The organism is Paenibacillus nitricinens (assembly GCF_052056485.1).
GTDB lineage: Bacteria > Bacillota > Bacilli > Paenibacillales > Paenibacillaceae > Paenibacillus_AQ > Paenibacillus_AQ nitricinens.
This window is the reverse complement of the sequence record NZ_CP183948.1, coordinates 6,524,937-6,550,188: the sequence shown is the minus strand read 5'-3', so window position 1 is coordinate 6,550,188 and position 25,252 is coordinate 6,524,937. Positions and strand designations below refer to the sequence as shown.

Here is a 25,252-nt window from a genome sequence, read left to right as displayed (position 1 = left end):
ATGTGATCACAGGAGAAACAGAACATGATGATGAAAAAACAAATGGTTATACTGTTAACCTGCCTCTCTCTTTTTCTAATTCAATTGAATGTTGCAGCCGCCGAGGCTCCGTCTCAGGATACTAGATTAACCTACACAACCTCTTTCACAGGAACAGATACTGCGTTAAAGGGTTCAAGTGCCCAGCAGCAATATTTTGAGGTCATGGATTATTGGAATGTGAATGAGATCAGAATTAACCTGCACTTTCAAATTTCGCAAATTACCAAGGAGCAGATGTCTAGCGTTACCTTAACGCTAAATGGCAGCCCATTCTACACATTTAGACCTTCTCTAAAAGATAACGGCGAGCAACAGCTGGTCCTTCAGGCACCTAAAGGGTTTCTAAAAAAAGGAACCAATACGCTTGGCATTCAGGGGTATTTGCAGTCAAACTATTCAGATGAACAATCTTGTTCTGTCGATTATGATTTTGATAATTGGCTGCATCTGTTTAATACATCCAGTATTAGTGTGATGTATACGCCGAAGCCCTTGACTGGGGGGATTAGTGACTTTAGCGAGCGCTTCTCTGGCGTTGATACCTTAACGAAGAATCATAGTGTTCTGACCGTACCGGATAAAAGCACAGGGGCAGAATTGGAGTCGGCTACTTATGCGCTTTCCGGACTTGTGAAGGGGAATACATTGGACAATAGAACGATTCCAATGCTTCCCTACCGGTCAGATGCGGTGAAGAATAAAGCTGCGGTTGTACTGGTAGCTATGTATGACCGAGTACCAAGCGGGCTAAAGGCTCAGCTAAGCACCTCTGAAGATTTAAGTACACATGCACTGCTGCAGTTAGTGAATAAGGATACTCAGCCCACACTTGTCGTAACCTCGAAGGATGAGAACTTACTGATTAAAGCAGGCCGTTTTGTTGCGAATGAAGAGTTATTGGGTCAAATCAGCAGTGATTTAAAGGTGGTCGATGATGCTACAGAAGTATCTGCACCCCCCCTTTCGATTAGCTCCAATATTACGTTTACAGAAACGGGTGATAAACTCACTGGGGCACGTCATCAGGAGCAGACATACTTTGTTTCACTGCCCTCTAACCGCTCGATTGCAGATTCAGGCAGAATCAGATTGGATTTCCGTTATGCACAGAATTTAGATTTCGACCGTTCATTAGTGACTGTCAGCATCAACAACACACCCATTGGCAGCAAGAAGCTGACCAAAGAGCTGGCGAATGGCGATAAGCTGGATCTTCCAGTTCCCCAAAGCTTGAATATCTCTGGTAATTTCACGGTAACTGTAGCCTTTGATTTGGAGCTGAAGGGAGCCGAATGTACTTTAGATAAGGAACAAATGCCGTGGGCGTATATCAGTAAAGATTCTGTAATGCGTCTTAATACTAAGGATCGTACGGATCTTTTGTTTAATAACTATCCGTATCCGTTCATACGCGACGGGCTTTACAATCAAGTAGCAGTTGTGCTGCCGCAAGAAATGGATGATTACGCATATTTGAGTTTAGCTAATGTATTTAATCTTCTGGGAAAATACGCTAGCGGAAATATAGGCAACATTCAGTTCTACACGGATAACATTAGCGCGGATCATTTGAAGAATAATAATGTTATCGCCATAGGCACGTATAAGAATAATAAGATCATCCGTGATCATAATGATAAGCTCTATTTTCAATATAACGGGAACGGAACAGCGATTCGCTCCAATGAGAAGATGAGTATTGAAGATCATTACGGTGCTCAAATCGGTACACTGCAGCTGATTGAATCGCCATTTGAGGCGGGACGGGGGCTGCTTGCTGTTACGGGAGTGGGCTCTGAAGAGTACTATTTGGCGTCGAAGTTGATTGCAACAGAGCGGGACAAATGGAAGGTGTTTGGCGATGGGGTAATCGTTGATAAGGACGGTAATGTCAATGCGCATCGTTTCAAGATCATTACTGGAGCAGCAGAGGATTCCGTAGTCAAAAAAATAACGGAACGAACGGACGTGCTGAGTTTCATAATCGTAATTATGCTGGTTTTGGCACTGGTGATTCTATCGCTGATCCTGCTGCTTCGTAAACATATGAAGAAACGTGGTGATAAGCGTGAGACGTAATCGCAGCGGGTTAGTTTCAGATATCGCTCTCTTATCGTTCCTGGTGCTTCTTTTTATTTGTATTGTCTTCATTTCAGGGGCACCCGATGATTATATCCAGAATATTATCATTTTAAATGTGGCCTTTATTCTGGCGATTGTTACCTATTTTACAACGGTAACTGCAGGGCTGGTCTTGAACCTGGTGTTTATATTTACTTACGGCTTCTACACGATGTATCAGACGATATCTTTGGGAGAGACAATTGGACTGAATACTTACTTCTGGCTAATTATGACCCCATTGTTAACAGTGGTACTGTGGATATTTACACTAAGTAATCGTGAGCTGCAGGCTGAGAATCAGCGTTTGGAGAAAAAGACTGCCAATATGGCCATCATCGACGAGAACACAGATCTGCGTAACAGTATTTCTTTTCAGAAGGATGCTGCCTTATTTACAGGCATTTCGACTCGATATCAGATTCCGCTCACACTGCTTGTAGTGAAAGTGAAATACTGGAATGAGATTAGACGTATTATTCCCGAAGATAAGCTGGCTGAGGCCATTCATGACGTATCTCAGCTCAGTCAGGCCAGCATTCGTACCAATGATGCATTGTATTTACTGGACAAAGATGACGCAACATGGGGCCTTCTGCTGTTCACCGACAGCGATGGAGCAAAAATTGTAATTGAGCGGATTAAATTGAAGCTTCAAGAGCTTAATGACACTGAATTTGTCAAAAAGTATAAAGTCAGCCTTGGTCTCAAAATAGGTGCTGTAGAATATCAAGCCAGCACTATTGAGAACCCGTTAGATTTTATTGTTCAGGCTAAAAAACAATTAGAGTATGATGTATAAGTCAGTTGAACGTAAGGGAATATAAGGAATATCGGATATTAGTTGACTTTACATGTCGATTTCACGTATGATGGAGTGGTGGTCTAAATCGTAAGATTTACGAATTTTCCTACGTTTATTAGGTTATACTTATAGATAAACCTACAGATCATTTGGTTAATTTACCATAAAGGCTCCACTAATTTGTTCAGAAGGAGGACGATCAGAATGAGAGAAGGCATACATCCAAAGTTCAACAAGGTTATTTTCATGGATGCAAGCGTAGGCTTCAAATTCTTGAGTGCATCTACAAAATCATCCAATGAAACAATGGAATGGGAAGATGGTAACACTTATCCTGTTATCCGCGTGGACGCAAGTTCCGCATCCCACCCATTTTACACTGGTAAACAAAGAGATACAGAACAAGGCGGCCGTGTTGACAAGTTCAAACAACGTCTTGCACAAAAGAAATAAGCATTCATACGGTTTAAAAAGGGACAACCCATTTAGAAGCGATCGCTTCAGGGATGTCCCTTTTTTGTGTTCAGGCATGTTAGAATGAAATGGCATTGATAAATTTCGATAGTGGCAGGGGAGCGATCAGTAGTGGAAAATGAAATAAAAGTAGATACCGTCCTGAAGAGCGAGGACGTTCTGGAGTTTAACCTATGGTTTAGCTTAAATAGCCGAATTATACTTAACTCTTTCAGTGTGGTTGCTTATTTTGTGATTTTACTGTTAATTACTAAGGATTACAGTACTACAAGTATTTCAATCCTTGCTGGGACTGCTGTGATTCTTGCCGCTGTTTTATGGTATATGACCAAATCAAGCTTGACCAAAAAATCTAAAAAAGCCTTCGCTACAGACAGCCTGGCTCAGCAGCCTCAGAGTTATTCCATATCAGATGAGGGCATAAAATACGTATCCGAGGCAGGTTCCGGGCAAGTGAAATGGGAAGAGATACATAAAATAGGTGAAACAATGAACTTGTTCGTTTTTTTTGTGTCTTCCAATAGAGCACTGATTATCCCTAAACGTTACTTTCAGTCGGTACAAGATAAAACAGCCTTTAAGGACTTGGCCAGAAAATATATGTTCTCCCATCGAGTGAAGTTCAAATCGTAAGGTGTACAGATGTACTGGTATTTGTTGATTCATTTGTAGGATTGATTAGGATATAATGATAGGAGCGACTTGAAAAATAGGAGAAATATGGCATGCCGTGGATTCAAGGATATCCGTATTACTTATTAATGGGTAGTGTTCTAAGCTTTTACATGGGCATCAGCTCCTATCGACATCGAAAGTCGGCAGGAAGACGCTATTTATGGATCTTAATGCTGCTGGTCAGCCTCATATTTATTGCAACAGCGGGAGAGATTTTGTCATCCTCTTTTCAGGCTAAGCTGTGGTGGAAGAATATGCAGCAGGCTCCGCTTTTTTTAAGTGCGTTATTTACTTATGCTGTCGTTAAAGAATATGTGACTCCTTCCGCGGAGCGTCTGCCAGTAAAGCTTGCTATTTTCTCGATTCCAATTGCTTTGGACGTACTGCTTATTTTTACGGATACTTATCATCATCTAATGCGTAGTGAAGTGGGCATGGCCACTGTTGCGGGTGTTAGTGGAATTACTGTAAAGCCTACGCTTCTTAGCATGGCTTTTATTGCTTATGATCAGCTATTTGGTCTATATGCGGTCTGCTTGCTAGCTGTTTCCTTAATGAATAGACCGAGAGCTTTTTTACGACGTGCTTTCTTACTGTTTGCTGGGCTGCTTGTTCCGGTCATCTCTGTTTTTTTACTTCCCTTGTTGAAAATCACGCTTACAGGCTTTACGGCCTTCACTTATCTACCCGCAATTATAGCGGCTTATTTGTGTTTATTCATTGACTCCAAATCTACGATCTATCCTTTAACTAAAATCAAAATCCTGGAGCATATGAAAGACGGCGTAGTTTTGACAGACCGGAATGATAGAATCATTGGTATAAATGAGGCTGCAACCTCCATTTTATTTGAGATTACCGGGATACCGAATGAGACCTGGATGGGGAAAAATATTGATCTTTTTATGAGGCTTCACAAGGACATTGGTGCTCATTATAGTCAAAGGACAGAAGGACAGTTTGAGATTGTATGTACTGGAATAAGAGAGGTTTGTTATGGGGTTTCCTTGATAGCGACTGAACTTCACGCAACAGAGAACAAGGGGATGCTAATTGTTTTTAGTGATCATAGTGAAAAGAAGCGGTATGAACGTGAATTGGTCTATCAAGCAACGATAGATGATTTGACGGGACTTTATAATCGCAGGCATTTTATGCAAATGGTGCAAAATCAAACGATTCCGGACGGACTAGGACTGGCACTGTTGTTATTTGATATCGATGACTTTAAGTTAATTAATGATACCTATGGTCATTTAGCAGGAGATCAGGCATTAGTTGATTTCTCGAATAAAATACTTCAGGTGTACCAAAACAAGGGCATTGCCGGAAGAGTCGGGGGCGAGGAGTTTGCTGTATGCTTTTTTGCTGAGGATAAACGTGCAGCTTTGATGGAAGCAGAGGGTTTTCGCACTACGATGAGTGATTATAAAATAATTTTGAATGAACACGATAGCATTCAGCTTACCGCTAGCATCGGAATTTCTTTTACAATGCGTAGAGAGGTGACTTTCGAGGATTTGTATCGGGAAGCGGATGAAGCGTTATATCGTTCCAAGAAATCGGGCAAGAATAGAGTAACGCTGGGTCGTGAGCCCATTTTAAGAGAAGCGGTGAAGGGATAAAGAGGTGTTCTAATGAATCTGACAATTGATGAAGTGATGAGTAAGCTTGAAGAGATGGGTACAGAGCAGACGAAACGCACCTTCGTACGACATGGTGCTGAGGAGCCTTTATTCGGAGTGAAGGTAGGCGATCTGAAGAAGCTGGTTAAGATCGTGAAGAAAGACCAGAGTCTGGTTAAGGCTTTGTACCAGACGGGGAATTATGATGCAATGTATCTGGCAGGAATTACGGTTGATCCTAAGCATCTTACGAAGGAAGAGCTTCAGAACTGGGTGTCAGCGGCTTACTGTTATGCTTTGGCGGAATATACGGTAGCGTCTGTCGCTGCAGAGAGCCCTTACGCTCTAGAACTTGCAAGAGAATGGATTTCTTCATCAGATGAAATGGTGGCCGCCTGTGGCTGGAGTACTTATGGGAATTACATTTCAGTTACGCCGGATGATCTGCTAGATATCGCTGAGATTAGAGAGCTGCTACAACAAATACAATCTACCATTCATCAGGAACAGAATCGAGTTCGTTACACTATGAATATGTTTGTAATTATTTCCGGCAGCAGCGTAACCGAACTGCATGATGAGGCAACGCAGATTGCTGCAAGCATTGGAAAGGTCCAGGTACAAATGGGACAAACCGCATGTAAAGTACCGCTGGCTGTAGATTATATTGCTAAGGTTGAACAGGCTGGAAAGCTTGGTGTGAAGAAGAAGACTTGTATTTGTTAATTTAGCTAGTGTAGTATCGCCTTCAAGTAGTCACTCCATTTCCCCTCATATTCTATTGAGGAGCGAGTGAACTTGGAGGCTTTTTATGGCAAATAAAAAGTGTTTCAATGGTATCCAAAAGTGTTTAATTTACAAGCAGTAAAAATTCACATAGATGTCTCGATAGGGTATTGGAGCAGGAGAAAGAGCTATTAATACAAGGATTTAGGCAAAGAGCTAGTTAGATGACAGGACGGAGGCACTTTGTGAAAAAACACCGATTTACTTTGCAGTATAAAATACTATCCGTTACAGTGTTGATTGTGATCTGTCTATTAGGATTTGTTATGATCATGCATGATAGAATTAATACGCTACAGCGGGAAACCAGCTTTATTTCCCATCAGGACCGAGAGATAGCTAGTTTGGCTAACAAGATCGAGAAGAACATTCTTGATATGGAAACAGGACAACGAGGTTATATTATCACCGGCGATGACAAATATCTGGAGCCCTATAATTTAGGAAAAGCACAATGGAAGGCGAGCTATGATAAGCTCTCTTTGCTGAATGCTAATGATTCCTTGCAACTCCAGCGTCTGGTGGACATCGAAAATAGTATCCAGCATTGGATCAAGCAATCCGGGGATTATGTAATAGAATTGAAAAAAGAGGGACAGGAAGCGGAAATCTTACGATATTTCAATTCGGATGATGGCAAGGATCAAATGGACCAGATTCGTAGTCAGTTCAGTACTTACCGTGAGACGATGAATGAGAACACTAATACTCTGATAGCTGAACAGGCAGATCGAAACAAATTGCTGCTAGAGTTCCTTTATATTGCTTGGGCGATTATTGCTATTACCTCAGTGGTCGCTTCGTGGATCATTTCACGTGCTATCGTTAGTACGATTCGCAAGGTTACCCATACGATTGCTGGCTTAGATTCCTCTGTTGATATGAAGACAAGAGTGGAGATTACCACGAATGATGAAATCAGGGATCTCAGCGTCGCTACGAATCATCTGATAGATATGCAACAAGAGCGGATATGGATTCAGGATCATGCTAACGATTTATTGTCAAGGTATCAGGGCATCACACTTGTCTCACAACTGGGGGACATTTTTTTAAGTAAAACGGCAGAAGTTATTGATTATCCATACAGTGCCTTATATATACGGACACAAGAACATGATCAAGACTTGTTAAATAGAACCTCCACGTTTGGTGGAAGCAGCAACATTACAGATCATCGGACATTTCAAATCGGAGAAGGTTTGGTTGGTCAATGTGCTAAAGAGGCGCGCTTGATGCATATACAGGATCTTCCGGAGAATTATATCAATATTCAGTCTGGGCTGGGCGTTTCTGCGCCGAAATCTCTTTTATTATTTCCGGTTTCTTTTTCAGATGAAGTAGTTGCTGTGGTGGAAATTGCGACCTTCTCTCCTCTTACGGAGCGGCAGATTGAATTTTTGGATTCTATTTCAGATGCATTCGGCGCTGCAATCAACAGTACGATCAGCAGTATGAGGATTGATCAGCTTCTGGAACAATCCCAGCGCTTAAATGAAGAACTTCAGGTGTATACCGAAGAATTACAAACCCAATCTGAGGAGCTGCAAATCCAGACAGAGTCGCTACATGCAACGAATAGAAAGTTGGAGGAGAAGAACCTCTTAGCCGAGCGAAAGTCATTTGAGGCTGAACAAGCTCAAATCGAGCTTGCTCAATCTGCGGAGTTATTGCGGCAAAGCTCTCAATATAAATCGGAGTTCTTGGCCAATATGTCTCATGAACTCCGAACCCCGCTTAACGGCATATTGTTACTCTCCGAATTTCTCATGGAGAATCAGTCGGGAGCTTTAAGCGAGGAGGATATTGAATTTTCACAAGCTATACATTCTTCTGGACAAGATCTGCTGAGGCTGATTAACGATATTTTGGATTTGTCCAAGGTTGAGGCAGGGAAGCTGAATATTGAAATTGAAGCAATAAATCTAACGGAGATCCCGGAGGCAATGCTTCAGAGCTTCAACCAGCTTTCTCGAAAAAAAGAGATTCCTTTCCATATACAAATCGGGGAGGGCTTGCCTACACTATTTTATTCGGATGCTCAAAGGGTACGGCAAATTATTATAAATCTGCTGTCCAATGCGTTTAAGTTTACAGCTAAAGGCTCAGTAATTCTTGAAATACGCTTAGCGACTAAAGACGAGTTAGTGAAATTAGGCAATTTGGAAACAGGGCTATTTATTGCTTTCGCCATCAAAGATACTGGAATTGGGATCCCCTATGCGAAGCAGTCCATTATTTTCGAAGCTTTTCAACAGGCGGATGGAAATACAGAACGTCAATATGGTGGAACTGGGCTTGGGTTATCCATATCCAGAGAACTGGCAATCCTGCTCGGCGGTAGAATTACAGTGGAGAGTCAGGTAGGAATGGGTAGTGTCTTTACGGTGTATTTGCCATTGAAGCTTCAGGATCCTAGTCTTGAAGAAACCACTGAGAAAGTAGTAGATCTTAGTCATGAGGAAGAAGGTTCGGTTGCTCTTGCCGCTGCAACCAGTGAGAATATTAGTAGCGATTTCACCTCGCTAAATCATAAGCATGTTCTAATTGTGGATGATGATGAGCGGAATCTGTTCGCGCTGTCTAACATGTTAAGGAAGCGTGGACTGCAAGTGACTACAGCTGCGGATGGAGAGAGAGGCATACATGCGCTGGAGCAATCTGCATCCGTAGACATCGTTCTTATGGATATCATGATGCCGGTAATGAACGGCTATGAGGCTATCAATCGAATCAGAGAAATACCAACAAAGAAGGAAATTCCAATTATTGCGCTGACTGCGAAAGCGCTGAAGGAAGATAAGGCGAAAATCTTACAAGCGGGAGCAACAGATTATCTCAGCAAGCCGATTAACTTAGACCGTTTATTAGCTTTGATGCAATTGCTCTTAACTAGTGATTCATAGAGTGATAGATTCTAGAAAAATCAAACAAGCGCGCGCCAATACTTCATTGGCGCGCGCTTGTTTAGTTTATGACAAATGTCCATTAATAACGTTATTCTTCTTATTGTTGAACGGAATCTACTACGACTTTAGCAGCTGTACCGATTGGTGGCAGGCTCTTAGTCAGCATAGGGCTGTAGAATCCTATAACCTTTGCACCTTTTACAAGTTCGCTGCTGTTTACAGCTTTGCCATAGGTATTGATTAGCGCGGTATCTTTGCTAATGCGAAGTACTACTTCTTGTTGTGACTGTTCGTTCAGGCCACTGCCTTTAACGGTGATGCTGATGTTTCCTTCATCGTCTTTTTGAACTTCTTCAATGGTACCTGCAGTACCCAAAAGATCATTCTGTTTCTGCTCATCTAAAACAGTGATCTTGTAAGTTGGAGTTTGAGGTGGCAGGCTCATGGTCATGATCATGGAATGCTCTGCTTTTACGGTCATACCGATATGAAGATCTTTCAGCGCAAGCTTTGTACCGTCTGCCATTTCGATAGTCGTATCCTCACCTACATTCAGTACGATGCCATCTGTGCCTACACCCTGGATCTGAACGGATTGGTATTTGCCCTCATTATTGACAGCTGTAATCACGCCAGTCTTGGTCATATGCTCTTCCTGATTAGCAGCAGTGATCACGATGGAATCTCCCTTCACTGTCATGTTATGGTGGATAATTTCACTTACAAAGGAAGCTGGAACATATAAAATGGAGTCAACCAATTGTGGTGCAGTTCCAAGCGTAGTATTCATTTTATTAATGCTATAGCGATCTTCTCCGGCTTTCACTGTAGTGAACACAGCACCATTGATAAGATCAACGGATTTAGTTTGTCCATTCCAAGTTAGTTCAAAGCCCAGTGCTTCAGTAACCGAACGAAGTGGCACCATAGGCTCTTTGCCATTTGTAGTTTGGAAGCCTGTTTCTTTCAGGGCGGAACCGTTGATTTCAATCGCAAATGTTTTTGGGTTAGCGCTAACCGTAGTTTGAGCAGCATTATTTTTTGCGGAAGTTGTGGTAGGTGCAGCATAGGCTGCTCCAGTTGAAAGTGCTAGGGACAAAGTTAAAAGAACTGTGCTTGTTTTTAAAATGTTGTTCATAGTTGTAAGCTCCTTTTTTAAAAAACTTTTGTTAGTCTTGTTATTATTCAGACGGGACATCCCTCCAATATGTTGCAGCTTTTTATAATTGGCTCGTGATATTCATTTACCCAAATCCTAAAAAAAGAATAAGAGACCCTTCCAATTGTAGTAATATGTAATTATTAACAATCGCTCACATTAGGAGGCGCTATGGAGTCATTCAAAGATCGACTTAGATTCATGAAGGTCCAGCAGGACGGGCTTATTAAGGAATATGAAGCTCTGATTGCGGAATATGAAAGTCACGATCTGGTCAACGAGAATGAACACTTGAAGAAGGAATATGAGAAACATAAGCTTGCTCTAGTAGATTTAAAGACTCAGGTAGGGAAGCTTCAAGAAGAGAATGTAGAGCTAAAAGTTACACTAACGGAACAAATCTTAAATGAGAAACTTGGTATTCTTAGCTTGTCGAGACAGAAGCTGCAGACTTATTTTTCCTCTAAAAGCCTTACCCATACGGACCGGCTGACGGCTTTTGAGATGGAGACGAAGCGTCATATTCAGCAGCTGTATCAAACAGCCGCGAGGCAGCTGGGTGAGGATAAAGCGGATTTATCCAGCCAGATTGGAGCGTTGTCGGCGGAGTTAAATGAGCGTGTACTAGCGCAGCGACAAAGACTGAGGGAATCCGAGATTGCTCTGAACTCCAGAATGGATAACGGATTACATGATTTTGCCTCAGAAGAGATCAGTGAAGAAGTATTGGAACGCCGAAGAAAACAAAATCAGATCGAAATGAAAATTGGACTAGGTTGGATTAACAAGCTTGGGATCCTGCTACTGATCTTGGCCGTGGGAGCGGCATTCAGATACTCCTATTCCAATTGGTTCACCGGGTATATGAAAGGAGGAGCCTTTTTCCTACTGGGTTTACTGATGTTAGGGGGCGGGGAGTGGCTATATCGCAAAGGAAAAGGGACGTTCGCTTTAGGGCTGCTTGGCGGCGGAATTTCAGTGCTGTACGGCTCTATTTTCTATAGCTATTTTTTACTGGATATTATCAGTATTTATGTAGGGCTTTCCTTATCGGTGCTCGTCACTTTGACTGCGGTGCTCCTGTCTTTAAGGTATGAATCACGAAGTATTTGTGCTTTGGGCTTAATCGGAGGGTACCTGCCACTATATTCTTATCTGGGGGCTTTCGGTCTTTCGGGCAATGCAGTTTATGTGGCAATGGGCTACTTGTTTCTTCTGAATTTATTCATTCTACTAATCTCCTTCCGCAAACGCTGGAACGTGGTTAATTACATCAGCTACTTATTTAATACACCCTCTATGCTGATATTAATAGCGTTATCGGATAGCAACAGCATGAATATGATTTATGCGGTGCTGACATTTGCGATGTATTTGGGTATTACGTTATGGTACCCGTTCAAGTATCGCTCCAAGTTGTCTTGGTGGGATTTCTCTCTACTGGGATGCAATACGTTTATTAGCTGTCTTACCTTGTATCTTCTATTTCTCGATGCAGGGCTCAAGGATTACAATGGTGCGCTGGCGCTGCTATTCTGTCTGCTGTATCTGGGTCTTGGAAGAGGAATTGAGAAGCTTATGCCACAGGAAAAAGAAAGCATGCTTCTGTTCTACGCTACTTCGCTGACCTTCGGTATTCTGATGATTCCGTTCCAATTCGGAGCAGCTTGGTGGTCCATAGGCTGGTTGATCGAAGGCGTCGTTCTTACCCTGTTTGGTAATCTAAATCGGTTTAAGGGGATGGAAAGAGCGGGCTGGGGGATTTTGACATTGTGCCTTGTGATGTTCTTCGGTTTAAATGTACCGATACAGCTCAGTATAGCCAATGAATGGCTCAATACCACAGACGCCTATTTTCCGCTAAAATATGTCTTCATTACTGCAGGCATGCTGATTATCGCCGTATGGTACGCCGTTCAGCATAATCGAAAGGATGTCCTACAGCGCAGTGAGCCTTACGAAATCACCTTAGCCCTGTGGTTTAAATACGCAGCATTATTGAATTTTTGGATCTATGGTTTATATGAATCGAGAAGACTGTATCGTCTCGCTGTACCGGAGGATTTCTCGCATAGAACCTTCTATAATTTGCTGCTGTCCGCTCTGTTAACTATTATTCTGGCCTATGTATTGCCAAAGGTGAAGGTGCTTTATGACACGATTGTTAAGTATTTTGTGAGACTTCTCTTTGGGATCGGATATGCTATTTGTTTGGTGATTACAGTAGGCTTGCCAAGCCTGCAGAATGATCTTTCACGTAATACCGGGGCTGATTATATCGCACTGGGTATACTCATTATCTTCAATATTTTCGTGTGGTTTAGCGGACGTGATCTGCTGATCACCTTGCTTAAACGTGAGTATAAAAGTATGGAAATTTATCCTGTCTTCATGGGGGTATATCTGCTCGGAATCATCACCGCTTTTCTGGGGGTACAGCTGCAATTAAGTGATGCGGGATTAATATTTAGTCTTGTGTATCTGTTGATAGCAGTTCTGTTCATCATGTACGGCTTCCGCAAAAGATATGTGTATATCCGGCGCTTCGGCCTTGGATTAACGCTTCTGGCGACAGGTAAGCTGCTGCTATACGATCTGGGACTACTGAATACCGGAAGTAAGATTATCGCCTATGCCAGCTTTGGGATTTGCCTGCTCGGGATCTCCTATCTCTATCAAAAGGTATCAAACAAAATGGAGGAGGGGCAGGCAGCGACGGAGAATGTGACTAAGGGGTAGAGGTTAGAACTCATAGTTGAATTAAAAAGTCCCCGTCCCCGGCTGCTTACTCTCCGGTTACGGGGACTTCGTATGATCACAACGCCGTTTGTTTATACTTGATTAGATTACGCCTTCAGCCAACATAGCATCGGCTACTTTTTTAAATCCAGCGATGTTTGCTCCTGCAACGAGGTTGCCGGACTGTCCATACTGCTCGGATGCATCTACAGACTGTTGATAAATGGAAACCATGATCTCATGCAGCTTCGTATCAACATCTTCAAAGCTCCAGGACATACGCATGCTGTTTTGTGCCATTTCAAGTGCAGATACAGCTACACCGCCAGCATTAGCTGCTTTGGCAGGTGCGAATAGCACGCCAGCTTGTTGGAACTGGTGAATAGCTTCAAGGGTGGATGGCATGTTGGCGCCTTCGCCTACTGCTTTAACACCATTTTCAATCAGTTTCAATGCCATGGCTTCATCAATCTCATTCTGAGTAGCACTCGGAAGGGCGATATCACAAGGAATAGTCCAAATTTGCGTGGAATCTTCGGTATACACAGCGTTAGGGTGTTCATTCACATATTCACTAATCCGTTTTCTTTCGACTTCTTTCAGGCGGCGGACAGTTTCGAGGTTAATGCCGTTTTCGTCATAGATATATCCAGCGGAGTCACTACAAGCTACGACTGTTGCACCTAGCTGTACAGCTTTTTCAATTGCATAGATCGCTACGTTACCAGAACCGGAAACAACAACGCGGCTTCCTTCAAAGGAAAGGCCTTTTGCTTTTAGCATCTCGTTTACGAAATAAACTGTACCGTAACCAGTAGCTTCTGTCCGAGCCTGACTTCCGCCGTAACCAATACCTTTACCAGTCAATACGCCAGCCGGATATCCTCCGCGGATCCGCTTGTATTGTCCGTACATGTAGCCAATCTCACGACCACCTACACCGATATCTCCTGCAGGAACGTCTTGGTCAGGACCGATGTAATTTTGCAATTCAGTCATGAAGCTTTGTGCAAAACGCATGATTTCGCCTTCGGATTTTCCTTTAGGATCAAAGTCGGATCCACCTTTACCTCCGCCGATGTGTTGGCCGGTAAGAGCGTTTTTGAAGATTTGCTCGAAGCCGAGGAATTTGATAATACTAGCATTAACGGATGGGTGAAAACGAAGTCCACCTTTGTAAGGTCCAATGGCACTGCTGAACTGTACACGATATCCACGGTTAACTCTGACCTTGCCTTGATCATCTGTCCAAGGAACACGGAACATAATCAAACGTTCTGGTTCAACCAATCTTTCCAGAATGGCATTTTCCTGATACTTAGGTTCAGCAGCCAGGATTGGAAGCAAGGATTCAAGGATTTCCTTTACAGCCTGATGGAATTCGGGCTCGAAAGGATTACGCGCAACAACCTGTGCGTATACGTCTTCAATATAACGATGTGCCTTGTTGCTGTTTGTGTCTAATTGCTGGGTAGATACAGAGCTCATGAATTCAACCGCCTTTTCTAGTATTCAATTTGGTCCAACACTTTTTTTATATTTTGGCACAAGTCAATGTTCCTCACAACTGTTTTTATTAAATAACTTACTTGAAGTGGAATGTTGTAGAGCCTGTGGTAGCAAGAAAAGTGTGAACAAACCGTGGTATACTTCGCGTAATGACGCGTTAAAGCGCGAAATATGCTACAATGGATGTGTAATCATTGTAGGGAGATGAAATTTAAAAAATGAGTGACAAATTAAACGAGCAGGAATTAGTAACCGTATTATCTGCCAAAACCAAATTAGATCCTAAACTAATTCGTTTAGTGTTGAAGCATGAACAGACCTTTATCAATAACGCCAAGGCCAATGCCAAAGGCGAGGTAGACATCGACAATGATGATCTAGTTGACTATGTTGTTGCCCAGCGTGATGTGAAGCTGGATGAAATCACAGTGGAGACGATTCTTGATGCGGAGATGGATTATTTAATGGATAAAGGGTTGGCAGGATACATCGATTAACCCTTGCACATTTCCGGCTCTAAAGCCTTTAATATAAGAGGATATAGAGCCGGAATTAAAAAAGTAGGCATTTACATTGCATTCAATGATTTAGTGTGGTACAATGAAGTTAATCATAAATTTAACCCTTAATTCACATATTGTAAAAGGTTATCATTTGTGCGTATGAGTCCTTTTCCAATGTGTGAATTTTTATTTGTTCGTACACTACGTAGGAATAAAAGGACATGTGTTAAATAAAATATTGGAGGTAATATCATGCAAACAGGTACAGTTAAATGGTTTAATGCAGACAAAGGATTTGGTTTTATCGAGGTTGAAGGTGGAAGCGACGTATTCGTACACTTCTCCGCAATCACAGGCGACGGATTTAAATCTTTGGACGAAGGCCAACGCGTTGAGTTCAACGTAACTCAAGGCGCTCGTGGACCACAAGCCGAAAACGTTGTAAAACTGTAATTCGAAAATTAGGCTGCCCTTAACTCAAGTTGAGGGCAGCTTTTTTATTTTCATCTTATGAATCTGCCCCTAATAGGGTGGCGAAATCGTCTCGATTCGATCCAAGGAGGGGTACTTATGTATTTTCGTAAAAAAGCACTGGAGGATCTTCCGCAGGAAGACACAGCCATTTGGTCTTGTACCAAGGAAGGTTGCACCGGTTGGATGCGCGATAATTTTGCATTTCAGTATGTACCTACCTGCTGGCAATGTAACTCTCCCATGACGAGAAGTATGAAGATACTGCCAATGCTTGTGAACACGAATTCAGATATGAAGGCTATGAAGAAAGGCATCACGATTAAGTAACAGCCTTTACTAAAACCATGCTAGAGATGGTTAAATAGAAGCAGCTAACATACTCAAACAGCTGGACCCTTGATGGTGGGCAGCTGTTTTTTTGTTGGAGTATTTTATTTCTGTTCGAGCAATTTTTCCCACTCGGTTAAGATGGTGTTCTCTGAAAGATGTTTCAAATGTTCAGGAACCTCTACATGGCACATTAATTCCAGGCTGTTTCCGTCCGGGTCATTGAAGTACACAGAAGCATTCCCTTGATAAGCTCGAATAAAAGGCTCAACAGAAGTTCGATTACGGAACGGTACAGCGTCTACCCCAATAGATTCCAGCCATTGCAGTGATTGCTTCAGATCGTCATAAGTTACGCGGAAGGCAATATGCCTTAAAGATGGGTGGTATGGCGTTTCTACTTCCTTTCCTTCCCAAATGCCGATCCAACTCCGGCCTTTCTCAATCCAGAAGAATGCAGTTTCCTCATCCCGCCAGGCCATTTTTAATCCCAATCGCTCATAAAATTCGATAGATACCTCAAGATTACTTACTGGTAAATGTGCTTCGTATAGTCCTTTTATCATATTCTCGACTCCTCGTGCAGGCTTAGCCTGAATTTTATCAATAACTACCAGGTTCTTCCGTGTATCAGTTCCCATTCTTTCCAGGGTACCATTCCTAGCTCAGGTCTGGGCGGATCAGGCAGTACAGCTAGGAACTCTAAGGAATGACCGTCTGGATCACTGAAATACACGGATACGGCTGGCATCCAGCCAAATACATACAATTGTCCCTTATCATCATCGAGGAAGTTGGAGGCTTCAATCCCCTTTGCCCTAAGGTAGGATACTGACTGCTTCAAATCCTCAAGCGTTACTTGGAAAGCAAAGTGCTGACGCACAACCTCGGAAGGTGTCTTCTCCCAAATCCCCAGCATGGCCTGATTACGTTCTTCTCCAATCCAGTAAAATCGCCGTTTACGGCCTTCAGTATTCTCCGAATGGGCTAAGGGTAGTCCCAGAACATGTTCATAGAAATGAGCAGATTGTTCTAGGTTAGTCACGTTCAGATGGGTTTCAAACAGTCCTTTGATCATAGGGCGGCACCTGCCGGGCTACTGATTTTGCGAGCTAAATTTAGGAATGATTCTAAGACTAGGCGAATGCGATCTTCAATTTCTTGACCACCCTCGTACCCGTCGTATTCAACCTCGAACCGCTTGCGCTGCATCCCGCCGATGGAGATCCAGTCTGGCGTATTAATCCCATGTAGGTTGCGTACAACCGCCTGCAATTGAAGTAATGAGCTTACACCTACAGCTCCACCTGCAGAGCTACCGGACAATACCACTTTGCCGTTGAAGTGCGTCTGGCCTAGATGGTCGAGAGCGTTTTTCATCACGCCGCTCATGGAGCCGTGGTATTCCGGGGTAATCAGGATGATTGCGTTCGCAGTTAGCATCTCTTGCTGGAGGGCGCTTAGATGCTCATGCTCCGAGTAAGACTCATCTGGTGAATAAAAGGGCAGTGGGCGTTTATGGAGATTAAACAGGGTAACTTGTTCGCCTTGCTGATTAATAAAATGTGCGGCATGCTCTGCCAGCTTCGTGCTGGTCGCTTCTTTTCGATTGCTGCCTGTCAGGATCATGACTTTCATCGGTATCCACTCCTATGTGAGGTCAATTGCTATAAACCAATGATAATTGAATCGACCTCTGTTAACATCAGCACAAGGGATGAACCTGCATAGCAAAGACGCTCAGCCATTGTGCTGAGCGTCTAAGTCTAAAGTTGTAGATGAGCTGTGGCGCTATGAATTGTAGCCGTTTTTCAATGCAAAAATGGCAGCTTGAGTCCGATCCGATAAGTTCAACTTTCCAAGTACATGACTGACATGAGTCTTAACAGTCTTCTCGGTGATGACCAGCTTACTGGCAATCTCTTTGTTGCTCATACCTAATGCAATAAGGTCTAACACTTCCTGCTCACGCGGGGTAAGAAGCTCAGATGCGGTGATTGTAGCTGATGTTGTACTGGGTCCGTTCAGATCCGGATTGCTAACATCCAGTTGTTCTGGTGTAGAAGCTGCCATTAGATTCATCAGTTGACTGGCAGCTTCGGAATGCAGCTCAACTTGACCACTGTGTACCTTGCGGATGGCGACAACCAGCGCTTCTGGTTCTATGTCTTTTAGCAAATATCCTTTGATCCCTACACGGATAGCAGGGAGTACATGGTCTTGATCAGAAAAGGAGGTCAACACAATGATTTTGACCTGTGGATGGGAGATCCGCAGCTGTTTAGCTGTCTCGATGCCGTTCATAACGGGCATGTGCAAATCCATTAATATGATATCCGGCTGGAGCTCAGCCGTTCTCTCTAGTGCCTCGCGGCCGTTCGACGCTTCTCCGATAACCTTAATGTCCGGTTGTGTCGAGAGAAACACTTGGAGCCCTCGACGAACCATTGCATGATCGTCAACCAGTAATAAACCTATTATCATTTGTGATCACCCGACTTCATGTGGATTGGAGGGGGAAAGGGATGGTTACCTCAACCGTTGTGCCTTGATGCTCTTCGCTCTGGATATGAATATGGCCGTAGAGTGCCTCAGCTCTTTCCTTCATAATATGTAGGCCGAGAGATTCATTGGTGTCTGTGTTACTGCGCCGTTTGGCACCGCCCTTACCCTGATCGGAAATGCTCAGTATCACCTCGGTAGCGTTCAAATGTAGAGATACTTCAGCTTTAGAAGCTCCGGAGTGCTTACGTACATTATTAAGTGCTTCTTGACCAATGCGCAGGAGTCCTTCTTCCACATTGCGGGGAAGTTCAAGTACACCGCTGCGTTGACTCTGTATCAACAGCCCTAGTTGCTGACCATGAGCCTGCAGCGCGGTCAATAACCCGGCTTCCAGTCCTGCAGGGCGAAGCTGCATGATTAAAGCGCGCATTTCTTTGAGTGCAGATTGAGAGAGCTCTTGAATATCGCGGACAGCCTCAGCAGCCGGATGGGAGGTGTGCTCTTGCTTTAGTATCCTTTCTACACCTTTAGCCGTCATCGAGAGGGAGAACAGAATCTGGTTCACCGAGTCGTGAAGGTCACGGGCCAGTCGATTCCGCTCGTCCAGACGCGCGATTTCGCGGCGCTTTTCTCCGAGCTGTACACTTTCCAGTGTAGCTGAAATGTGCTCGGCAATCGCTTCGAGTACTTCTCCATCTGCGGTAGCGGAGGCGAGTGCTTTAGGCGAGGTGATAAGTAGAATGGCTGAGCCATGTGCAGTAATCTGCCGAAAGGGGGCGGCAAGCATTATAACTCGCTCTGTAACAGGCTGTTCGGAACAGCATGAGTTCGTAATTTCCTGTTCTTCGTCAGAGGTTAATGCCTCGAAGCGCTGTCCTTTCGCAATATTCCTTAGACGATTCTTAAAGGAATCCGAGAGCTCAAAAGGAGCTAGTTCAGGTGTTATATTAGCTGCATGAGCGGCTGCGTGTACTTCGAATTTGCCCTCATGCTGTCCAATAATCGCTGCAAAAGGCCAATCGAAATATTGGGCAATCAGTGCGGTGGTTTTCTCCGCCAAAATGCTTGGGGAGGTACATTCACTAGCCGTTAGATTCAAAGCGGCGCTGAATTCACCTAATTTGGCGTACAGATTGGCACGGCGCTGCTCGGTGCTATATAACTGCATGCGTTCAATGGCACTGCCGATTTGCAAGGCCACGGATTGCAGTAGAGCCAGCTCGCTGTCGGGGTAATGTGCTTTGCCCGGTGCAGCTACATTCATAAGTCCTAAGTAGCGATTGCCTGAATGCAGCGGGATAGTGGCGTGGTGGGTGATCCCTAATGTATCACCCCAGTTATTTTGCCTGGCATTACTGAGCCGCTTGCAGTTTAGAATGTTAACAGCCTGCTCTAGCCGTCCGTCCCATAGGCGATCTAAGCACCAGCAGCTTCCACACTGCATCGGCTGTTTATTGTCCCGTTGCAGAGCTGGCGGTAAACCCCGATCTGCGGCGAATTCATACTCCATATTCTCTTCACTCAGGAAGATCCAGCCTGCCGTATTTCCTGTCAGATCTAACAGCTTGCCCATAACTGTATCGAGCATCGGTTTGAGCTCATTGGAACTGTTTAAGGTCTCCGCAATCGTCTTGAGCGTCAATAACTCGTGGATTCCGGTTTCTTCCGGCATGAGGTTCTCCCCCTTTAAATTAATTAGGTTCTATCTATTGTAACGTAGAATGCTTTGTTCATTCTAAAATTTATGTAATCATGAAGCGTTAAAAAAGGTGGACCCTTAAGATCTGGTCTGACCTTAGAGAACCACCTAAATAAATTCGTTAATTTACAGCTGCAGGGGTATTGGAAGATGTGACATGTTCTACATCATCGTGCTGAATCAGTCCATGTTTCTCCCAAGCTCGACTCTTCCAACGGAAATACATAATGACAGCTCTTGTCCACTCATCAGCCGCAGTGGCAATCCACACACCGGCCAATCCCAGATTAAGCTGGAATACCAGGAAATAGCCAAGGGGTAAGCTCATGCAGACCATGGAGATCAGTCCCATATATACTGGAAACTTCGCATCGCCCGAGGCGCGTAGTGAGTTAATGATGACCAAATTAGTTGTGCGACCGGTCTCTAGGAAGAAACTAAGCAGTATAACCTGAGCCCCCATCAGAATAATGTTCTCGTTGTCTGTGAAGAGACCAAATAGTGGTACCCGGAAGACGATCACAAGAGCATCTATTACTACTGTGACCAGAAGTGCCCACTTCACACTGGTGAATACACGCTTATAGGCTTCCTTGGGGCGCCTGGCTCCCACCAGATGTCCTACGATAATGGAGGTTCCCATGGAGACGGCTACACTAAATAAATAAATGTAATTGGAAATGTTGAGCGCGTATTGACGAGTGGCCATAGCCTCGGCGCCCAGATAGGTAATATACAGCGTGAATACGAGCTGACAAGATTGATAAATAATCGACTCAAACGCGGACGGGATGCCGATTTTGAGAATTTGCTGCACATACTTTTTGGAAAGATGAATGTAGTAGGTTAACTTTACCCGTACCTCCATCACTCTGTAGAGCAGTAAGAAGAAAATAATAAGACAGATAAACCGACTGACAACCGTTGAGATAGCTGCGCCTTCGACACCTAACGCTGGAAGTCCGAAATGACCATAGATGAGTAAGTAGTTACCCACCACGTGAATGATGTTCATCAGCAAGGATACGACCATGGTCTGTTTAGTGAAACCGTGCGTACGGATTGTGGTCGCCAGAGCATTGATTAATGCTTGGAGAAAAATACCGCCCCCGACAATATGTATATAGGATTTAGCGTAAACGAGAATATCCCCTTTTACATTCAGAGCAGTTAGTAGAGTTCCTCCGAATATTAGCAAAAACGTACTTAGGACAATTCCTACTAACAGGTTTAGGGTAATGGCATTGCCGGTCACTTGAGCGGCTTCCAGAGGTTTTTTGGAACCGAGGTATTGGGAGACCACAATTGCTGCGCCGTTACCAATTACACTGAGAACTAAAATAGCCATTGTGATAATCTGATTCGCTGCGCCAACGCCTGATACGGCATCGTCCGATACGGAGCTAATCATAAAAGTATCCACACTGCCCATGAGCATAAATAGGAACAGTTCCAGGAATATCGGCCAAGTTAGTTTTACAAGGTTAAATTCTTGGTGATTATTGTGCTTCATTGTACACCTTCTTACATCATGATTAAATTCCTGTTATTCCATAAACAAACTGTAATGTTAGCACAGCTTTCATGAAAATGCAGTACTTTTACAAAAATATGACAAAAGGTTATGGATTAGAGCAGAAATAAAGTCAGTAGGAGTACATTAGTATCCTCCAGGTAACTACATCACAATAAAGTGCCTACTTCCCTTAAGGAGTGTAAGGCTCTACAATTTGTACATGACTTACAAAAATATATAAATAGGGAGTGCACATAAATATGAAATTGCAATTAGCGTTAGATCTTGTAGACATTGCGGGAGCGAAAGAGATTGTCTCAGAGGTTGCTGAATATATAGATATTGTTGAAATTGGAACGCCTATCGTTATAAATGAAGGACTGCACGCAGTGAAGGCTATCAAAGAAGCTTTTCCTTCTTTGACAGTGTTGGCTGACCTGAAAATCATGGACGCAGGCGGTTATGAAGTGATGAAGGCTGTGGAAGCAGGCGCGGATATTGTTACAGTACTTGGTGTTTCTGATGATGCTACCATTAGAGGTGCAGTGGAGGAAGCGAAAAAAACCAATAAAGAGATTCTGGTTGACCTGATTAATGTGAAGGATATTAAAGTTAGAGCGGCTGAAGTAGACGCACTTGGTGTAGACTATGTCTGCGTACACTCTGGCTATGACCATCAAGCGGAAGGTAAAAATTCCTTTGCAGATTTGAATGCAATTAAAAGTGTGGTTAAGCAGGCTAAAACCGCTATCGCAGGGGGAATCAAGCTAAGTACACTTCCGGAAGTTATCGCAGCGAATCCTGATCTTGTAATTGTAGGTGGCGGCATCACAGGCGAGACTGATCAAAAGGCTGCTGCGGCAGAAATGAAACGCCTAGTTAGTCAGGCTTAAGATTACAATGGACACAATGAAATATGCGCAGCAAATTATATTGGAGCTTCAGCGCTCCATTTCTCAGCTTGATCATCAAGAGGCTGAGCGAATGGCTGAACTCCTTCTTCAGTCGAATAAGGTATTTGTGGCCGGGGCTGGTAGATCAGGATTAATGGGACGAGCTTTTGCAATGCGACTCATGCATGTCGGTAAAGAAGCGTACGTCGTGGGAGAAACGGTAACCCCGGGTATCGAGCCTGGTGATGTGCTTGTGCTCGGTTCCGGTTCAGGTGAGACGAAGGGGCTGATCTCTATGGCCGAGAAGGCCAAAGGAGTGGGTGCGGAGGTTATTGCCGTTACGATCACGCCAGATTCGACTGTAGGGCGTTTAGCGAACTATACAGTGAAGCTGCCAGGATCTCCAAAAGATCAGGCGAATGGAAGCTACAACACAATCCAGCCGATGGCATCCTTATTTGAACAGACGATGTTGGTCTTCTATGATGCGGTTATTCTGCGAATGATGGAGAAAACGGGGCAGACGACTAAGATGATGTTCGGCAAACATGCTAATTTAGAGTGAGAGTACAGAAACGAATGCCTTCCTAGAAAGGAGGTTATTCGTTTTTGTGTTAATATAAAAGTTTACAAGCTGCATAGAAATAATAACGTTCCAAGCTAATTAATAGGTGTGTGTAGGATGACAATAGGAGAGAGGAGGCGCTTTAGTTATGGCAACCGAGATTAAAGATCGCATCAACTTGAAGGAAATTAACTGCGAGAAGGAACTGACGCTTGCGGTAATTGGAGGCAAATGGAAGCTGATAATTCTGTGGCATCTTGGGCTTGAAGGGACCAAGCGGTTCAGTGAGCTGAAGAAGTTAATTCCTCATATTACACAAAAAATGTTGACTAATCAGCTTCGAGAGCTTGAAGAAGATCAGTTGGTGCTTCGGAAAGTGTATGCCGAGGTTCCTCCAAAAGTTGAGTATTCCCTGACCTCATATGGGCAGAGTCTGCTTCCCGTCCTTCGATTGATGTATGATTGGGGTAAGAATTACGGGGAAAATGTGATCTGGAAAGACACACCGCCGGAAGATAGATGCTAATAATAGACTGTGAACATTAATAATCCCTGAGAGGTCTGAATCGACCTTTTCAGGGATTTTTTGTGTTTAATATAGAGTGATGTAAATTATGATTTAGGCTTTTTGTTCGAACAGCTTGGCGATCTCGACGATTACGTTTACCGATTTTTCCATGTTGTCAGCAGAGGCGTATTCGAATTTGCCGTGGAAATTTTCGCCCCCGGTGAATATATTAGGTGTCGGCAAGCCCATATAGGAGAGCTGTGAGCCATCTGTTCCCCCGCGAATCGGGCGGATGATCGGTGTGATGCTCAAATTCTCCATCGCCTCATGGGCAATATCGACAATATGACGCACCGGTTCGATTTTTTCGCGCATGTTGTAATATTGGTCTTTCATTTCAAGTACGATGTTCTCTTCACCATGGATGCTCTTGAATTCATCTACGATGGCAGAAAGATAGGCTTTACGTGCCTCGAATTTCTCACGGTCGAAGTCACGGATAATATATTGGAGTTTACTGAATTCTGGTGTGCCCTCAATAGAGCTTAGGTGATAAAAGCCATCATAACCATCTGTGTACTCAGGTGCTTCCTCAGCAGGGAGTCTAAGATGGAGCGCCATAGCTATTTTTGCAGAATGAATCATTTTTCCTTTGGCAGTACCAGGATGTACATTGACTCCGTAAACTGAGATTTTGGCAGATGCAGCATTAAAGCTTTCATATTCTAGTTCACCGAGTGGGCCTCCGTCCACAGTGTAAGCGTAAGAAGCATTAAAAGCAGCTACGTCAAATTTATGAGGTCCGCGGCCAATTTCTTCGTCCGGTGTGAAGGCGACTCTAATCTTCCCATGCTTGATTTCTGGATGTTGAATGAGATAATGCATGGCAGTCATAATCTCGGCAATACCGGCTTTATTGTCTGCGCCAAGCAGGGTGGTACCATCGGTTGTAATTAATGTATGGCCTTTATATTCTGCCAGCTCTGGGAAGCTCGTTGTAGACAATACAACATTTAATTCTTTGTTCAAAAGAATATCTTTGCCATCGTAGTTCTCCACGATCTGCGGCTTTACATTCGTTCCTGTGAAATCAGTTGCTGTATCGAGATGCGCCAAAAAACCAATGGTTGGAACATCCTTCTCCGTATTGGCTGGGAGTGTAGCCATGACATACCCATGCTCGTCCACCTGCACTTCATTCATGCCGATCTCCTTGAGCTCTTCGACCAGCTTGTGGGCCAGCACCATCTGCCCCGGAGTGGACGGACAAGTTTCATTATCCTCGTTCGATTGGGTATCCATTTGAGCATACGAAATAAACCGTTCTATAACCTCTTTTTTCACTGTGGGTCATCTCCTCATTACTGTTGTATCTATATAGTATCACTTTCCATATCCGGTCTCATCCCTGAGGAGGA

Annotated in this window: 23 protein-coding genes; 14 read left to right on the top strand and 9 right to left on the bottom strand. The window is 43.7% G+C overall.

The window, feature by feature from the left end:
* The first annotated feature begins 24 nt into the window (after nucleotides 1-24).
* From ACN6KS_RS29160 to ACN6KS_RS29130, 7 genes are all read left to right on the top strand, one after another.
* Nucleotides 25-2,121 (top strand): cellulose biosynthesis cyclic di-GMP-binding regulatory protein BcsB, encoded by a 2,097-nt coding sequence (locus ACN6KS_RS29160; protein ID WP_440961004.1) that lies wholly within the window; start codon nucleotides 25-27, stop codon nucleotides 2,119-2,121.
* The gene (locus ACN6KS_RS29155) at nucleotides 2,111-2,965 is read left to right on the top strand and encodes a diguanylate cyclase domain-containing protein (RefSeq protein ID WP_094868373.1); all 855 of its coding nucleotides are present in this window, start codon (nucleotides 2,111-2,113) and stop codon (nucleotides 2,963-2,965) included. Before ACN6KS_RS29160 ends, ACN6KS_RS29155 begins: the two co-directional genes overlap by 11 nt.
* A 207-nt stretch (nucleotides 2,966-3,172) precedes the next feature.
* The gene (locus tag ACN6KS_RS29150; RefSeq protein WP_094868372.1) at nucleotides 3,173-3,421 is read left to right on the top strand and encodes a type B 50S ribosomal protein L31; all 249 of its coding nucleotides are present in this window, start codon (nucleotides 3,173-3,175) and stop codon (nucleotides 3,419-3,421) included.
* Nucleotides 3,422-3,553: 132 nt separating this feature from the next.
* Nucleotides 3,554-4,075: a YcxB family protein gene (locus tag ACN6KS_RS29145; RefSeq protein WP_094868371.1), complete on the top strand. Its 522-nt coding sequence runs from the start codon at nucleotides 3,554-3,556 to the stop codon at nucleotides 4,073-4,075.
* A gap of 92 nt (nucleotides 4,076-4,167) precedes the next feature.
* A complete protein-coding gene (locus tag ACN6KS_RS29140; protein ID WP_440961003.1) occupies nucleotides 4,168-5,742 on the top strand; it encodes a diguanylate cyclase in 1,575 nt (524 codons plus the stop codon).
* Nucleotides 5,743-5,760: 18 nt separating this feature from the next.
* Nucleotides 5,761-6,468, top strand: a complete 708-nt coding sequence (locus ACN6KS_RS29135) for a DNA alkylation repair protein (protein ID WP_094868493.1) — start codon at nucleotides 5,761-5,763, stop codon at nucleotides 6,466-6,468.
* Nucleotides 6,469-6,713: 245 nt separating this feature from the next.
* Nucleotides 6,714-9,434, top strand: coding sequence for a CHASE3 domain-containing protein (locus ACN6KS_RS29130; protein ID WP_440961002.1), 2,721 nt, complete (start codon nucleotides 6,714-6,716; stop codon nucleotides 9,432-9,434).
* Between the two features lie 100 nt (nucleotides 9,435-9,534).
* Here the strand turns inward: ACN6KS_RS29130 and ACN6KS_RS29125 are convergent, their stop codons facing one another.
* Nucleotides 9,535-10,575, bottom strand: coding sequence for a stalk domain-containing protein (locus ACN6KS_RS29125; RefSeq protein WP_440961001.1), 1,041 nt, complete (start codon nucleotides 10,573-10,575; stop codon nucleotides 9,535-9,537).
* 192 nt (nucleotides 10,576-10,767) lie between these two features.
* Here ACN6KS_RS29125 and ACN6KS_RS29120 point away from each other — a divergent pair, with 192 nt between their 5' ends.
* A complete protein-coding gene (locus ACN6KS_RS29120; RefSeq protein WP_440961000.1) occupies nucleotides 10,768-13,335 on the top strand; it encodes a DUF2339 domain-containing protein in 2,568 nt (855 codons plus the stop codon).
* A 102-nt stretch (nucleotides 13,336-13,437) separates the two neighbouring features.
* On the opposite strand, the gene gdhA is transcribed toward ACN6KS_RS29120, so the two are convergent.
* Entirely contained in the window at nucleotides 13,438-14,823 is a 1,386-nt protein-coding gene (gene gdhA, locus ACN6KS_RS29115) for an NADP-specific glutamate dehydrogenase (RefSeq protein ID WP_094868366.1), read from the bottom strand.
* 239 nt (nucleotides 14,824-15,062) lie between these two features.
* Between gdhA and ACN6KS_RS29110 the strand changes: the two genes are divergently transcribed.
* The 3 genes from ACN6KS_RS29110 (at nucleotide 15,063) to ACN6KS_RS29100 (ending at nucleotide 16,148) form a co-directional block, all read left to right on the top strand.
* The gene (locus ACN6KS_RS29110) at nucleotides 15,063-15,341 is read left to right on the top strand and encodes a hypothetical protein (RefSeq protein WP_094868365.1); all 279 of its coding nucleotides are present in this window, start codon (nucleotides 15,063-15,065) and stop codon (nucleotides 15,339-15,341) included.
* A 258-nt stretch (nucleotides 15,342-15,599) separates the two neighbouring features.
* A complete protein-coding gene (locus ACN6KS_RS29105) occupies nucleotides 15,600-15,800 on the top strand; it encodes a cold-shock protein (RefSeq protein ID WP_019914790.1) in 201 nt (66 codons plus the stop codon).
* A gap of 117 nt (nucleotides 15,801-15,917) precedes the next feature.
* Entirely contained in the window at nucleotides 15,918-16,148 is a 231-nt protein-coding gene (locus ACN6KS_RS29100) for a cold-shock protein (RefSeq protein ID WP_042131520.1), read from the top strand.
* Nucleotides 16,149-16,252: 104 nt separating this feature from the next.
* Here the strand turns inward: ACN6KS_RS29100 and ACN6KS_RS29095 are convergent, their stop codons facing one another.
* From ACN6KS_RS29095 to ACN6KS_RS29070, 6 genes are all read right to left on the bottom strand, one after another.
* Nucleotides 16,253-16,714, bottom strand: a complete 462-nt coding sequence (locus ACN6KS_RS29095) for a VOC family protein (RefSeq protein WP_094878628.1) — start codon at nucleotides 16,712-16,714, stop codon at nucleotides 16,253-16,255.
* A 44-nt stretch (nucleotides 16,715-16,758) separates the two neighbouring features.
* Nucleotides 16,759-17,226 carry a VOC family protein gene (locus tag ACN6KS_RS29090; RefSeq protein ID WP_094878629.1) on the bottom strand — a complete coding sequence of 156 codons (468 nt, stop codon included), beginning with the start codon at nucleotides 17,224-17,226 and terminating at the stop codon, nucleotides 16,759-16,761.
* Nucleotides 17,223-17,786: an NADPH-dependent FMN reductase gene (locus ACN6KS_RS29085; RefSeq protein WP_341135944.1), complete on the bottom strand. Its 564-nt coding sequence runs from the start codon at nucleotides 17,784-17,786 to the stop codon at nucleotides 17,223-17,225. Before ACN6KS_RS29085 ends, ACN6KS_RS29090 begins: the two co-directional genes overlap by 4 nt.
* Nucleotides 17,787-17,939: 153 nt before the next feature.
* The gene (locus ACN6KS_RS29080) at nucleotides 17,940-18,632 is read right to left on the bottom strand and encodes a response regulator (RefSeq protein WP_256989662.1); all 693 of its coding nucleotides are present in this window, start codon (nucleotides 18,630-18,632) and stop codon (nucleotides 17,940-17,942) included.
* A gap of 16 nt (nucleotides 18,633-18,648) precedes the next feature.
* The gene (locus tag ACN6KS_RS29075) at nucleotides 18,649-20,325 is read right to left on the bottom strand and encodes a GAF domain-containing sensor histidine kinase (protein ID WP_341135943.1); all 1,677 of its coding nucleotides are present in this window, start codon (nucleotides 20,323-20,325) and stop codon (nucleotides 18,649-18,651) included.
* A 148-nt stretch (nucleotides 20,326-20,473) separates the two neighbouring features.
* Nucleotides 20,474-21,865, bottom strand: a complete 1,392-nt coding sequence (locus tag ACN6KS_RS29070) for an MATE family efflux transporter (RefSeq protein WP_094868360.1) — start codon at nucleotides 21,863-21,865, stop codon at nucleotides 20,474-20,476.
* Nucleotides 21,866-22,128: 263 nt separating this feature from the next.
* Between ACN6KS_RS29070 and hxlA the strand changes: the two genes are divergently transcribed.
* The 3 genes from hxlA to ACN6KS_RS29055 all read left to right on the top strand — a co-directional run bounded on the left by hxlA (nucleotide 22,129) and on the right by ACN6KS_RS29055 (nucleotide 23,852).
* Nucleotides 22,129-22,761 carry a 3-hexulose-6-phosphate synthase gene (gene hxlA, locus ACN6KS_RS29065; RefSeq protein WP_094868359.1) on the top strand — a complete coding sequence of 211 codons (633 nt, stop codon included), beginning with the start codon at nucleotides 22,129-22,131 and terminating at the stop codon, nucleotides 22,759-22,761.
* Nucleotides 22,762-22,768: 7 nt separating this feature from the next.
* Complete coding sequence (gene hxlB, locus ACN6KS_RS29060) at nucleotides 22,769-23,326, top strand: 6-phospho-3-hexuloisomerase (protein ID WP_440960999.1); 558 nt, start codon at nucleotides 22,769-22,771, stop codon at nucleotides 23,324-23,326.
* A 148-nt stretch (nucleotides 23,327-23,474) separates the two neighbouring features.
* Nucleotides 23,475-23,852: a winged helix-turn-helix transcriptional regulator gene (locus ACN6KS_RS29055; protein WP_094878633.1), complete on the top strand. Its 378-nt coding sequence runs from the start codon at nucleotides 23,475-23,477 to the stop codon at nucleotides 23,850-23,852.
* Between the two features lie 93 nt (nucleotides 23,853-23,945).
* On the opposite strand, the gene pepT is transcribed toward ACN6KS_RS29055, so the two are convergent.
* Nucleotides 23,946-25,178 carry a peptidase T gene (gene pepT / locus ACN6KS_RS29050; RefSeq protein ID WP_094878634.1) on the bottom strand — a complete coding sequence of 411 codons (1,233 nt, stop codon included), beginning with the start codon at nucleotides 25,176-25,178 and terminating at the stop codon, nucleotides 23,946-23,948.
* Nucleotides 25,179-25,252 lie beyond the last annotated feature (74 nt).